The following is a 15,090-nucleotide window of genomic DNA, read 5'->3' as shown; positions in this document are numbered from 1 at the left end:
CAATTAGCGCGAAGTAACTAGTTGGACAGACCAAGTTCCTTGTCGAGAAACTCAAACACCTGGTCGGGTGTCGCCGATTCGAGTTCAACCTCGCCGCTGCCGGATTCCGCTTCGCCCTGCTTCTCGATCCACTTCGACAGAATGCTCTGCAGCCGCCTCGTGATTCGCTCGCTCGTGTCCTGGTCGGGTGCCGGACCGGACAGGCTGGATTCGAGCCGGTCGAGGTCGTCGAGCACCGGCACCGAGTCCGCCTCGTCCGGGGCGAGTTCGGTGCGCAGCCAGGCGGCCACCGCCACCGGGGTGGGGTAGTCGAAAATCAACGTAGCGGGCACCCGCAGTCCGGTCGCGGTGTTCAACCGGTTGCGGATCTCCACCGCGGTCAGCGAGTCGAACCCGAGGTCCTTGAAGGCCTGCTGGGCCTGGACGCCGTCCGCCGACGCGTGGCCCAGGACCACGGCCGCCTCGGCCCGTACGAGGTCCGACAGCAGCCGCTCCTGCTCGGCCCGGTCCAGGCCCGCCAGCCGCCGGCCCAGCTCGCCCTCCCCCGCGCCGGCCGCCTCGGCGGGCCGGGCGGCGGCGGTGGTGGCGATCCGGCGGACCTCCGGCAGGTCCCGCACCAGCGGGGCCTTCGGCAGGTCCACCGCGGTCTGCGCCAGCAGGGCCCAGTCCACGTCCATCACCGTCACCACGGCGTCGGGGCCGCGCAGCGACTCGTCCAGGGCCCGGACCGCCAGCTGCGGGTCCATCGCCGACATCGGGAGCTTCTTCATCCGCTCCCGGATCGCCTCCTTGGACTCCGCCAGGCCGCCGCCGCCCCACTGGCCCCAGGCCACCGACAGACCGGTCAGCCCGCGGGCCCGCCGGTTCTCGGCCAGGGCGTCGAGGTGGGCGTTGGCGGCCGCGTAGTTGCCCTGCCCGGCGGAGCCGAGGGTCGAGGCCGCGGAGGAGAACAGCACGAAGGCGTCCAGGTCCAGGTCGGCGGTCAGCTCGTCGAGGTGGGCGGCGCTCGCAGCCTTGGCGGCCAGCACCGTCTCCAGTCGGGCCGGGGTGAGGCGGTCGACCACGCCGTCGTCCAGGACGGCGGCGGTGTGCAGCACCGAGGACAGCGCCGGACCGGTCTTCCCGATCCGGTCCACCAGCCCGGCCAGCGCCGCGCGGTCGCTCACGTCGCAGGAGACGACGTCCACCGCGGTGCCGCGCTCCGCCAGTTCGGCGACCGTGGCCGCGACCCCGGCGGCCGCCGGGCCGGAACGGCCCGTCAGCACGACGCGCGGCGCGCCCCCTTCGGCCAGCCAGCGGGCCACGTGCCCGGCGATGGCGCCGGTGCCGCCGGTGATCAGCACGCTGCCGCGCGGGGTCCAGCGGTCCTCACCGGCCCGCACCCCGGCGGCCCGGCTCATCCGGCGGCCCAGCATCCCGGCCGGGCGGATGGCGACCTGGTCCTCGCCGCAGCCGGCGAGCACCGCGACCAGCCGGGCGCCGGCCCGGTCGTCCAGCACCTCGGGCAGGTCGATCAGACCGCCCCAGCGGTCCGGGTGCTCCAGGCCGACGACCCGGCCGAGGCCCCAGACCTGTGCCTGCGCCGGAGCGGTCGGCAGCTCGCCGGGCGTGGCCGCGACCGCGCCGCGGGTGGCCGGCCAGAGCGGTGCCTCGATCCCGGCGTCGCCGAGCGCCTGGATGAGGGTCAGGGTGGCGGCCAGCCCGCCGGTCACCACCGGGTGGTCCGGCAGCGGTGTCCCGTCCAGCGCCAGCAGCGACAGCACGCCGGTCACGCCGGACGGCTCCGCGCCCGCCTCCCGGAGCGCCCGGGCGAGCAGCGCGGACAGGACGGCACGGTCCGTCGTCCCGGCCGGGACCTCGACCGGCACGACCTCGGCCCCGCGCACACCCAGCGCGACCGCGCAGCCCTGCGCCAGGTCGCCGGCGGCGTCCGCCTCGGGCACCGCGACGAGCCAGGTGCCGGTGAGCACGCCCGGGTCGGGCTCGGCGACCGGCGCCCAGCCCATCCGGTAGCGCCAGCTCGCGGTGGTCGAGCGGTCCAGGTCGTGGCGCCGCCACGTCGTCAGCGCGGGCAGCAGTTCGCCGAGCCGCTCGCGTCCGTCCTCGATCGCCAGGGTGTCCGCGAGCTGCTCCAGGTCGCCGCCCTCGACGGCCGCCCAGAACGCGGACTCGGCCGGTGTGGCCGCCCCGTCCCGGCCGGTGGCCGGGCCGCCCGCCGGCAGCGCCGACGGGACCTTCGGCCAGAAGCGGTCGTGCCGGAAGGCGTACGTCGGCAGGTCCACCCGCCGGCCGGCCGGGAGGACGGCCGTCCAGTCGACGGCCGCGCCGTTCACGAAGGCCTCGGCGAAGGAGGTGACCAGGCGGGTCGCACCGCCGTCGTCACGGCGCAGGGTGCCGCAGACGGCGGCGGGCACGGCGGCCGCGCCCGCCTGCTGCGCGACCTCCTCCAGCGACTCCGTCATCGCGCCGAGCAGCACCGGGTGCGGGGAGACCTCGACGAACACCCGGTGCCCCTGACCCGCGAGCGTGCGCACCGCCCGGTCGAAGTGCACCGTCGCCCGCAGGCTGCCGTACCAGTAGGCGGCGTCCAACTCCTCACCGGTCAGCGTCTCACCGGTCATCGCGGACACCATCGGGATCCGGCCCGGGCGCGGTTCCACCGCGGCCAGCACGGACGTGATCTCCGCTTCCAGCCGCTCGACCTGCGCACTGTGCGAGGCGTAGTCCACCGCGACCATCCGGGCCCGGACTCCCTCGGCCTCGAGCTCCGCCTTCAACTCCTCCAGCGCCTCCGGCTCACCCGAAACCACCACCGCCGAAGGGCCGTTGACCGCCGCCAGCGACAGCCGCTCACCGAACCGGGCGATCCGCTCCTCCACCACCGCGGCGCTCCGGCTCACCGACAGCATCCCGCCGAGACCGGCCAGCACCTTCAACGACTTCGAACGCAGCGCCACCACCCGGGCGCCGTCCTCCAGCGACAGCATCCCCGCCACCGTCGCCGCCGCTATCTCGCCCTGCGAGTGACCGACCACCGCCTCGGGCACCACCCCGGCGGCCTCCCAGACCGCCGCCAGTGACACCATCACGGCCCACAGCGCGGGCTGGACGACATCCGCCGCCTTCAGCTCCGGCGCGCCCTCGGCGCCCGCCAGGACCTCACCCAGCGACCAGTCCACATAAGGCGCCAGCGCCGCCTCGCACTCCGCCAGCCGCGCCGCGAACACCGGGTTCACCGCGGCCAGTTCACGGCCCATCCCGACCCACTGCGAGCCCTGGCCGGGGAAGGCGAACACCGGCCGCGCGTCGGCCCGGGCCACCCCCGACACCACCGACCCCGCGGACACGCCCGCCGCCAGGCTCTCCAGCCCGGCCGCCAGCTCCGCGCCGTCCCCGCCCACGACCACGGCCCGGTGCTCGAACAGCGACCGGGTCGCGACCAGCGACCAGGCCAGATCGGCCGGCTCCGCCCCGGGCCGGGCGGCCACCCACTCGCGCAGCCGGCCCGCCTGGCCCGCCAGCGCCTTGGGCGAGCGGCCCGACAGCACCCACGCGCCGGCCCCGGACGGCGCCGGCGCCGCGGGCTCGACGGCGTCGGCCGCCCCGGCCGCCGGTGCCTCCTCCAGGATGATGTGCGCGTTGGTGCCGCTGATCCCGAACGAGGAGACGCCCGCCCGGCGCGGCCGCCCGTTCGCCCGCCACGGCACCGGCTCGGTGAGCAGCCGCACGTGCCCGGCCGACCAGTCGATGTGCGGGGACGGCTCGTCCACGTGCAGCGTCCGCGGCAGTTCCTCGTGCTGGAGCGCCAGCAGCATCTTCATCACCCCGGCCACCCCGGCGGCCGCCTGGGTGTGCCCGAGGTTGGACTTCACCGACCCCAGCCAGACCGGACGGTCCTCGGGGCGGTCCTGCCCGTAGGTCGCCAGCAGCGCCTGGGCCTCGATCGGGTCGCCGAGCTTGGTGCCCGTGCCGTGCGACTCGACCGCGTCCACGTCGGCGGCCGTCAGCCCGCCACTGGCCAGCGCGGCCCGGATCACCCGCTGCTGCGAAGGCCCGTTGGGGGCGGTGAGGCCGTTGGACGCGCCGTCCTGGTTGATCGCCGAACCGCGCACCACCGCGAGCACCGGGTGCCCGTTGCGGCGCGCGTCGGACAGCCGCTCCACCACGAGCATGCCGACGCCCTCGGCCATGCCCATCCCGTCGGCGGACGCGGCGAACGCCTTGGACCGGCCGTCCACGGCCAGCCCGCGCGCCTGGGAGAAGGCGATGAAGCCGTCCGGGGCCGCCATGACGGTGATGCCGCCCGCGAGCGCGAGCGAGCACTCCCCCGCCCGGACCGACTGGCAGGCCAGGTGCAGCGCCACCAGCGACGAGGAGCACGCCGTGTCCATCGTGACGGCGGGCCCCTCCAGGCCGAAGGTGTAGGACAGCCGGCCCGAGAGCACGCTGGTCGCGTTCCCGGTCATCACATGGCCGTCGATGCCCTCGAACTCGGACTCGCCTTCGAGGCTCATCCCGGCGTACCCCGACCCGTAGCCGCCGACGAAGGCGCCGGTCAGGCTGCCGCGCAGGGCGGCCGGGTCGATCCCGGCCCGCTCGAAGGCCTCCCAGGACACTTCGAGGAGCAGCCGCTGCTGCGGGTCCATCGCCAGCGCCTCGCGCGGCGAGATCCCGAAGAACGCCGGGTCGAAGCCGCTGACGTCCCGGACGAAGCCGCCCTCGCGGGTGTAGGACGTCCCGGCGTGCTCGGTGTCCGGGTCGTACAGGGCGTCGAGGTCCCAGCCGCGGTCCTGCGGGAACGGGCCGATCGCGTCCCGGCCCGAGGCCAGCAGCTCCCACAGCTCCTCCGGGCCGGCGGCGCCGCCGGGGAACCGGCAGGCCATGCCGACGATCGCGATCGGCTCGTCCGCCACCGCGGCGGACGGCCGGACCGCCGGGGCCGCGGCGGGCAGGCCGCCCGCGAGCTCGCCGCGCAGCAGCGCGGCCAGCGCGACGGGGGTGGGGTGGTCGAAGACCAGCGTGGCCGGCAGCCGCAGCCCGGTCTCGGTCCGCAGCCGGTTCCGGAGCTCCACCGCGGTCAGCGAGTCGAAGCCCAGGTCGGTGAAGGCCCGGGTGGGCTCGACCGCCTCGGCGGAGGCGTGCCCGAGCACCGCGGCCACGTGCGCCCGGACCAGGTCCAGCAGCGCCCGGTCACGGTCCTGGCCGGAGAGCCCGGCCAGCCGGTGCCGCAGCGCCTCGCCGGCCTCGGCCCCGGTGCCGGCCGCGGCGGCGGCCCGCCGGACCCGGCCACCGGCCAGCGCCCGCCACAGCGGCGGGACGTCCCCGCTGCGGGCGGCCCGCGCCCGCAGGTCCGCCAGGTCCAGCCGGGCCGGCACCAGGACCGCCTCGCCGCGGGTGAGCGCCTCGTCCAGCACGGCCAGGCCCTCGTCCGCGCCCAGCGCCGCGACCCCGGACCGGCTGATCCGGGTCAGCAGCCGCTCGCCCAGCTCCCGGCCGATGCCCGCCTCGTGCACCCAGGGGCCCCAGGCCAGCGACAGGCCCGCCAGGCCGGCGGCCCGGCGGTACCCGGCCAGCGCGTCCAGGAAGGAGTTGGCGGCGACGTAGTTGCCCTGCCCGGGTGCGCCGAAGACGGCGGCGGCCGAGGAGAACAGGACGAAGTGCGCCAGGTCCAGGTCCCGGGTGAGTTCGTGCAGGTGCCAGGCGGCATCGACCTTCGGCCGCATGACCGCCGCCAGCCGGTCGGCGGTGAGGGTGCCGATCACGCCGTCGTCGATGATCCCGGCGGCGTGGAAGACGGAGCCCAGCGGGCGGCCGGCCGGGATCGTGGCCAGCAGCGCGGCCAGCGCGTCCCGGTCCGCCACGTCGCACGCCACGATCCGGACCGGGGCGCCCAGCTGCGCCAGCTCGGCCGCCAGCGCGGCCGCCCCGGCGGCGGCGGGGCCCGAACGGCTGGTCAGCACGACGCCGTTGACCTGCCCGGTCACCACCAGGTGCCGGGCCACCAGGCCGCCCAGGGTGCCCGTCCCACCGGTCACCAGCAGCGTCCGCGGGCCGTCGGCCGCGCGGCCCGCGAGGCGTTCAACCGCTGCTCCAGCGCCGGACGGACGGCCCAGCCGCCGGCCCAGCACGGCCGTGTCACGGAGGGCCAGCTCCGGTTCGCCGGTGGCGAGGACGCCCGGGAGAACGGCGATCCGCTCGGCCGTACCGGTGGCGGGCAGGTCCACCAGGACCAGCCGGCCGGGGTTCTCCGACTGCGCCGAGCGCAGCAGACCCCGGACGGCGGCGGCGGCCAGGTCGGCCACGGCCTCACCCTCCCCGGCGGCCACGCCGCCCCGGGTGACGACCACCAGCCGGGCGTTCTCCAGGCGCTCCTCGGCCAGCCACTCCTGGGCCAGCGCCAGCGCGTCGGCGGTGCGGCGGCGGGCGGCCCCGGCCACGTCGCCGTCCTCGGCCTCCTCGGCCCCCGCACAGACCAGCACGACCTGCGGCTCGGCCTCGGCCGCCTCGGCCGGACCGGTGAAGGACCGGACCGGCACACCGGCCGCGGCCAGCGCCTCGACCAGACCGAACCGGTCGGCGCCGATCAGCGCCCAGTCCCCGGTCGGCACCTCGGCCACCGGGACCTCGGCCACCGGGGCCCACTCCTCCACGAACAGCGCGTCCGACACCCCGCTGTCGGCGGCCCGCAGCTGCGCGGCCGACACCGGCCGGCTGACCAGCGACTCCACCGACACCACCGGGGAGCCGGCCGGGTCCACGGCCGTCAGCGCCAGCGCGCCCCGGGCGTCCCGCCGCAGCCGCACCCGCAGGACGGTCGCCCCGCTCGCGTGCAGCTCGACGCCCGTCCAGGCGAACGGCATCCGGACCTCGCCAGGCCCGCCGTCCGCGTCCGCCGGGGCCGTGCCCTCCAGCAGCGCGGCGTGCAGGGCCGCGTCGAGCAGCGCCGGGTGCAGACCGAACGCACCCGCCTCGCGCGCCACCGGCTCCGGCAGCGCCACCTCGGCGAAGACGTCCTCGCCGCGCCGCCAGGCGGCCCGAAGCCCGTGGAACGCCGGACCGTACACCTCCGCCAGCCGGACGGCGTACACCTCGCCGACGTCGAGCGCGGTCGCGCCCTCCGGCGGCCAGACCGACAGCTCCCCGGGGGCCGGCCGCTCCGCCGGGGCCGGGGCCACCGCGCCGCTCGCGTGCCGCGTCCAGTCCTGCTGCGGGTCGGACACGTCGGGGCGGGAGAACACCTCGACCGCGCGGTGGCCCTCGGAGTCCGCCTCGGCCAGCACCACCTGGACCTGGACCCCGCCGCCGTCGGCGGGCAGGACCAGCGGCGCCTGGAGCGTCAGTTCCTCCAGCAGGCCGCAGCCCACCTGGTCCCCGGCCCGGACCACCAGCTCGACGAAGCCGGTCCCCGGCAGCAGCACCGTCCCGCCCACCGTGTGGTCGGCCAGCCACGGGTGCGTCCGCACGGACAGCCGCCCGGTGCAGACCAGGCCCGCGCCGCCGGCCAGTTCGACCGCCGCGCCCAGCAGCGGATGGTCCACCGCGCCCAGGCCCAGCGACGCCGCGTCCCGGCCCGCACCCACCGGCGACAGGGGCAGCATCCCCTGCGGCCAGTACCGCTCGTGCTGGAAGGCGTACGTCGGCAGCTCGACCCGCTCGGCGGCGGGGAGGACGGAAGTCCACTCCACGGAGGCGCCGTTGACGAAGGCCTCGGCGAGCGAGGTGACCAGCCGGGTCACGCCGCCCTCGTCGCGGCGCAGCGTGCCGCAGACGGCGGCGGGCACGATGCCCGGGCCGGCCTCCTGGGCGACCTCTTCGAGCGTGTCGTTCATCGCGCCCAGCAGCACCGGGTGCGGAGTCACCTCGACGAACAGCTGGTGCCCCTGACCGGCGAGCGTGCGCACCGCGCGGTCGAAGTGCACCGTCGCGCGCAGGCTGCCGTACCAGTAGGCGGGGTCCAGCTCCTCGCCGGTGAGCGTCTCACCGGTCATCGCCGAGACCATCGGGATCCGGCCCCGGCGCGGCGCGATACCGGCCAGGACCTCGGTGATCTCCGCTTCGAGGCGGTCCACCTGCGCCGAGTGCGAGGCGTAGTCCACCGCGACCATCCGGGCGCGCACGCCCTCCGCCTCGAACTCGGCCTTCAACTCCTCCAGGGCCTCCGGCTCACCCGAAACCACCACCGCCGACGGCCCGTTGACCGCCGCGAGCGACAGCCGCTCACCGAACCGGGCGATCCGCTCCTCCACCACCGCGGCGCTCCGGCTCACCGACAGCATCCCGCCGAGACCGGCCAGCACCTTCAACGACTTCGAACGCAGCGCCACCACCCGGGCGCCGTCCTCCAGCGACAGCATCCCGGCCACCGTCGCCGCCGCTATCTCGCCCTGCGAGTGCCCGACCACGGCGTCCGGCGCGACACCGGCGGCCTCCCAGACCGCCGCCAGCGACACCATCACCGCCCACAACGCCGGCTGAACGACATCCGCCGCCGTGAACTCCGGCATACCCGCGAGGACATCGGCCAGCGACCAGTCCACATAAGGCGCCAGCGCCGCCTCGCACTCCGCGAGCCGCGCCGCGAACACCGGGCTGCACGCCGCCAGTTCACGACCCATCCCCACCCACTGCGAACCCTGCCCCGCGAACGCGAACACCACCCGCGCACCCGGCCGCGCCACACCCGACACCACCAACCCCGACGGCACACCGGCGGCCAGGCTCTGCAGGCCCGCGACCAGCTCCGCGCGGTCGGTACCGACCACCACCGACCGGCGCTCGAAGGCCGACCGCGTCGTCGCCAGCGACCACGCCACCTCCGCCGGCGCCACCGACGGCCGCGCCGACACCCACGCGTGCAGCCGCTCCGCCTGCGCCGTCAGCCCCTCGGCCGACTGGCCCGACACCAGCCAGGCACCGGCCCCTGACACCACCGGCGCCACGGCCTCGACCACCTCGGCGGCCTCGACGACCGCCGGCGCCTCCTCGACGATGACGTGCGCGTTGGTCCCGCTCATCCCGAACGAGGAGACCGCCGCCCGGCGCGGCCGCTCCCCCACCGGCCACGGCACCGACTCGGCCAGCAGCCGCACCTCACCCATCGACCAGTCCACGTGCGAGGAGGGCTCGTCCGCGTGCAGGGTCTTCGGCAGTTCCTCGTGCTGCAGGGCGAGGATCATCTTGATCACGCCCGCCACACCGGCGGCCGCCTGGGTGTGCCCGATGTTGGACTTCACCGACCCCAGCCACAACGGCCGGCCCTCCGGCCGCTCCCGGCCGTAGGTGGCCAGCAGCGCCTGCGCCTCGATCGGGTCACCCAGCGTGGTCCCCGTCCCGTGCGCCTCCACCACGTCCACGTCGGCGGCCGACAGCCGCGCGTTCGCCAGCGCGGACCGGATCACCCGCTGCTGCGAAGGACCATTCGGCGCCGTCAGACCGTTGGACGCACCGTCCTGGTTCACGGCGGAGCCGCGCAGCACCGCGAGTACCGGGTGGCCGTTGCGCCGGGCGTCGGAGAGCCGCTCGACCACGAGCATGCCCGCGCCCTCGGCCCAGCCGGTCCCGTCGGCGTCCTCGGAGAACGCCCGGCAGCGGCCGTCGGCCGACAGCCCCTGCTGCCGCGAGAAGTCGATGAACATGCCGGGCGTGGCCATCACCGTGGCACCACCGGCCAGCGCCAGCGTGCACTCGCCCGAGCGCAGCGCCTGGGCCGCCAGGTGCAGCGCGACCAGCGAGGACGAGCACGCGGTGTCGATGGTCACCGCCGGGCCCTCCAGGCCCAGCACGTAGGAGACCCGGCCGGACAGCACGCTGGTCGCGTTCCCGGTCAGCAGGTGGCCCTCGACGCCGGCCCCGCCCTCCCCCGCCAGGGTGAAGCCGTACCCGGACGCGTAGCCGCCGGCGAAGACGCCCGTCGCACTGCCGTGCAGCGCCGCCGGGTCGATGCCCGCCCGCTCCAGCGCCTCCCAGGAGGTCTCCAGCAGCAGCCGCTGCTGCGGGTCCATGGCCAGCGCCTCGCGCGGCGAGATCCCGAAGAACCCGGCGTCGAACTCCGTGGCGTCCCGCACGAAGGCGCCCTGCGCCACGTACGAGGTGCCCTCGCGTTCGCCGTCCGGGTCGTAGACGCCGTCCAGGTCCCAGCCGCGGTCGGCCGGGAAGGCGCCCACCGCGTCACCGCCCGAGGCCAGCAGCTCCCAGAACTCCTCGGGGCTGCCGGCCCCGCCCGGGAAGCGGCAGGCCATGCCCACGATCGCCAGCGGTTCGTCCACGGCCGCGGCCGCCACGAGGACCGGCCCCGGTCCGGCCGCGTCCCCGGTCAGTTCGCCCCGCAGGTAGCCGGCCAGCAGCAGCGGGGTGGGGTAGTCGAAGACCAGGGTGGCGGGCAGCCGGATGCCGGTCGCCACGCCCAGCCGGTTGCGCAGTTCGACGGCGGTCAGCGAGTCGAAGCCGAGGTCCTTGAACGACCGCCGGTCCTCGACCGCCTCCGCGGAGGCGTGCCCGAGCACGACGGCCACCTCGGCCCGGACGATGTCGGTGAGCGCCCGCTCCTGCTCGGCCCGGGTGAGCCCGGCCAGTCGCCGGGGCAGTTCACCCTCGGTCCGGGTGCCGTCCCCGTTCCCGGCGCCCCGGGCGGTCAGCCGGCGGACCTCCGGCAGCTCGCGGAAGAGCGGTGCCTCCCGCAGGTCCGCCGTGCCCTGCGCGGACGCCAGCTGGGCCCAGTCGACGTCCATCACGGTGACGACGGCGTCCGGCCCCTCCAGTGCCCCGCCCAGGGCGCGGGCGGCGAGCTGCGGGTCCAGCGGCGGCATCGGGCCGCGCTCGACCCGCGCCCGGGCCGCCGCGCTGGACTCGGCGAACCCGCCGCCGCCCCAGGCGCCCCACGCGACCGACAGGCCCGGCAGGCCGCGGCCGCGGCGGTTCTCGGCGAGGGCGTCCAGGTAGGCGTTGGCCGCCGCGTAGTTGCCCTGCCCGGCGGCGCCCAGCGTGGACGCGGCCGAGGAGAACAGCACGAAGGCGTCGAGATCGAGGTCGGCGGTCAACTCGTCGAGCAGCAGCGCGCCTTCGGCCTTCACCCCGAGCACGGACGCCAGGCGCGCCGCCGAGAGGCGGTCGACCACGCCGTCGTCCAGCACCGCGGCGGTGTGCAGCACCGAGGACAGCGCCGGACCGGTCTCCCCGATCCGGGCCAGCAGCCCGGTCAGCGCCGACCGGTCGCCGACGTCGCACGCCACGACGTCCACTCCCGTACCCCGGGCGGCCAGTTCGGCGGCCGTGGCCGCGACCCCGGCGGCCGCGGGGCCGGAGCGGCTGGTCAGCACCAGCCGCTCGGCTCCGCGCTCGGCCAGCCACCGCGACACGTGCCCGGCGATGGCGCCGGTACCGCCGGTGATCAGCACGCTGCCGCGCGGCGACCAGCGGTCCCGGTCGCGAGTCTGCCCGGCCCGCTTGAGCCGGCGGCCGAGGATCCCGTCGGCCCGGATCGCGACCTCGTTCTCCCCGGCACCGGCCAGCACCGCGACCAGCCGGGCACCGGCCCGGTCGTCCAGCACCTCGGGTAGGTCGATCAACCCGCCCCAGCGCTCGGGGTGTTCCAGACCGACGACCCGGCCGAGCCCCCAGACCTGCGCCTGCACGGGGTGCGCCAGCGCCTCGCCCGGACCGGCGGCCACGGCGCCGCGCGTCGCCGGCCAGAGCGGCGCGCCGATCCCGGCGTCGCCCAGCGCCTGGACGAGCGCCAGGGTGGCCGCCAGCCCGGCGGTCACCCCCGGGTGGTCCGGCACGCGCGTCTCGTCCAGGGCCAGCAGTGACAGCACACCGGAGACGGCGGAAGGCTCGACCGCCGCGGCCAGCAGCGCGGCCACCTCGGCCCGGTCCACGGCACCGGCCGGGACCTCGACCACGACGACCTCCGCACCACGGGCGGCCAGCGCGGCCGCGCACGGCTGCTCGCCCGCGCCGGCCGGCACCACCACCAGCCACGTCCCCGACAGCACCCGCGCGTCGGGCTCCGCCACGGCCGCCCAGGCCGTCCGGTAGCGCCAGTCCGTGGTCACCAGGCGGTCCAGCTCGCGGCGCCGCCAGGACGCCAGCGCCGGCAGTACCTCGGCGAGCTGCCGCTGGTCCTCGATGGCCAGCGTGTCGGCGATGCTCGCCAGGTCCCCGTCCTCGACGGCCGCCCAGAACCGCGCCTCCCCCGCCGTGCCCGCACCGTCGCCGCCGCCCGCCGCCGGCGGCGTGAGCGGCACCACGCCCTCCGGCCAGAAGCGCTGCCGACGGAAGGCATAGGTGGGCAGCTCGACAGGCTTACCGGCCGGCAGAACCGAACTCCAGTTCACCGGCACGCCGTGCACGAAGGCACGGGCGAGACCCGTGACGAAACTCGCGACGCCCTCCGCGTCGCGCCGCTGGAGGGGGACGAACACGGGCTCGTCCCCGTCGATCCCCGCCACCGCGTCCGGGCCGAGTGAGGAGAGCGACCCGTCGGGGCCGACCTCGACGAACACCGAGACACCCTGGCGGGCCAGCGTCGCCACCGCGTCCGCGAAGCGCACCGCCTGGCGGGTCTGCGCCGGCCAGTAGCCCGCCCCGGGCTCGGTGACCAGCTCACCGGTGAGCGCGCCCGCCCACAGCACAGCCGGCCGGTGGTACTCCAACCCATCGGCCACGGCTGTGAGTTCCTCCAGCACCGGGTCCATCGCCGGGGAGTGGAAGGCGTGCGAGACCCGCAGCCGCCGCACCCGGCGACCCCGCTCCCGCCACAGCTCCACCACCTCATCGACGGCCTCGACCGAGCCGGAGACCACCACCGACTCCGGGCCGTTCACCGAGGCGATCACCACCCCGGGCACCAGCTCGGCCAGCACCTCCGCCTCCGGCGCGTTCACCGCAGCCATCGCCCCGCCCGCCGGCAGCGCCTGCATCAACCGAGCCCGCGCCGCCACCAGCCGCGAGGCCTCGGACAGCGACAGCACTCCGGCCACATACGCGGCCGCGACCTCGCCCACCGAGTGACCGACCACCGCGTCCGGCGTCACACCCGCGGCCTCCAGCACCGCCGCGACAGCGACCTCGAAGGCGAACAGCCCGGCCTGCGCGTACAGCGTCTGCTGCGCCAGCGCCTCGTCCACACCTTCGGCGCCGAGCACGACGTCCCGGACCGAGACGCCCAACTCCAGCTCCAGCAGCCCGCACACCCGGTCGAAGACCTCGGCGAAGACCGTGCTCGCCGTGTACAGACCCCGACCCATGCCGACCCACTGCGAACCCTGCCCGGCGAAGACCAGACCCACCCGGGCACCCGGCCGCGCCACGCCCGACACCACCGCGGCCGAGGAGACCCCGGCAGCCAGGCTCTCGATGCCACCGACCAGTTCGGCCCGCTCGGTGCCCACCACCACGGCCCGGTGCTCGAACGCCGAACGCGTCGCCGCCAGCGACCACGCCACGTCCACCGGCGCCAGCTCCGGACGCGCCACCGTCCAGGCGCGCAGCCGGCCTGCCTGCGCCGTCAGACTCTCGGCCGTCCGGCCCGACACCAGCCACGCACCGGCACCCGCCAGCACCGGTGCCACGGCCTCGGCCCGGGCCGTCTCGGGAGCCGGCGCCTCCTCCACGATGACGTGCGCGTTGGTGCCGCTGATCCCGAACGAGGAGACCGCCGCCCGGCGCGGCCGCTCCCCGGCGGGCCACGGCACCGGCGCCGTCAGCAGCTCGATCTCACCGGCCGTCCAGTCCACGTGCGAGGACGGCACCTCGGCGTGCAGGGTCTTCGGCAGCTCCTCGTGCTGCATCGCCAGCACCATCTTGATCACGCCCGCCACCCCGGCGGCCGCCTGGGTGTGCCCGATGTTGGACTTCACCGAGCCCAGCCACAACGGCCGGCCCTCCGGCCGCTCCCGGCCGTAGGTGGCCAGCAGCGCCTGCGCCTCGATCGGGTCACCCAGCGTGGTCCCCGTCCCGTGCGCCTCCACCACGTCCACGTCCGCGGCCGACAGCCGCGCGTTCGCCAGCGCGGACCGGATCACCCGCCGTTGCGAAGGCCCGTTCGGCGCCGTCAGACCGTTCGACGCGCCGTCCTGGTTCACCGCCGAGCCGCGCAGCACCGCGAGCACCTTGTGCCCGTTGCGGCGCGCGTCCGACAGCCGCTCCACGACGAGCATGCCCACGCCCTCGGCCCAGCCCGTGCCGTCCGCGTCCTCGGAGAACGCCCGGCACCGGCCGTCCGCCGACAGCCCCTGCTGCCGCGAGAACTCCACGAAGGTCCCCGGCGACACCAGGACGGTGACACCGCCCGCCAGGGCCAGCGTGCACTCGCCCGAGCGCAGCGCCTGGGCCGCCAGGTGCAGTGCGACCAGCGAGGACGAGCAGGCGGTGTCGATGGTCACCGCCGGGCCCTCCAGGCCCAGTGCGTAGGAGACCCGGCCGGACAGCACGCTGGTCGCGTTGCCGGTCATCAGGTGGCCCTCGACGCCGGACCCGGCCTCGGCGGACCAGGAGACCCCGATCCCGTAGTTGGACGCGAAGCCGCCCGCGAACACCCCGGTCGCGCTCTCCCGCAGGGTCGCCGGGTCGATGCCCGCCCGCTCCAGCGCCTCCCACGAGGTCTCCAGCAGGAGCCGCTGCTGCGGGTCCATCGCCATGGCCTCGCGCGGTGAGATGCCGAAGAACCCGGCGTCGAACCGGGTCGCGTTCCGCAGGAACGCCCCCTGCGCCACGTACGAGGTGCCCTCGCGCTCGCCGTCCGGGTCGTAGACGCCGTCCAGGTCCCAGCCGCGGTCGGTCGGGAAGGCGCCCACCGCGTCACCGCCCGAGGCCAGCAGCTCCCAGAACTCCTCGGGGGTGTCCGCACCCCCCGGGAAGCGGCATGCCATTCCGACGATCGCCACCGGCTCCGCCGTCTGCTCCTGCACCTCGCGCAGTCGGGCGCGGGCGTCCTGGGCGTCTGCGATGGCCCGCTTCAGGTAACTACGGAGCTTGTCCTCGTCGGACACGGTCATCTCCCAGCAATGGTGTTTTTCGGCAGAGTCAGGGGCGGGCTGCCCCGCACGGTGTGTGCGGGGCAGCCCGGGTTCGAACGGAGCCCGTCAGGGCCTG

The 15,090-nt window shown here is 76.2% G+C and carries 1 protein-coding gene; it reads right to left on the bottom strand.

Features of this window, described 5'->3' with window-relative positions; all coding sequences use genetic code 11:
* Positions 1-17 precede the first annotated feature (17 nt).
* Positions 18-14,987, bottom strand: a complete 14,970-nt coding sequence (locus tag ACIF6L_RS24860) for a type I polyketide synthase (RefSeq protein WP_396491771.1) — start codon at positions 14,985-14,987, stop codon at positions 18-20.
* Positions 14,988-15,090 lie beyond the last annotated feature (103 nt).

Source organism: Kitasatospora sp. NPDC086009 (assembly GCF_044540385.1).
Classification (GTDB): Bacteria; Actinomycetota; Actinomycetes; order Streptomycetales; family Streptomycetaceae; genus Kitasatospora.
The sequence above is the reverse complement of the archived record's forward strand: the minus strand, read 5'-3'. Positions and strand labels throughout refer to the sequence as shown.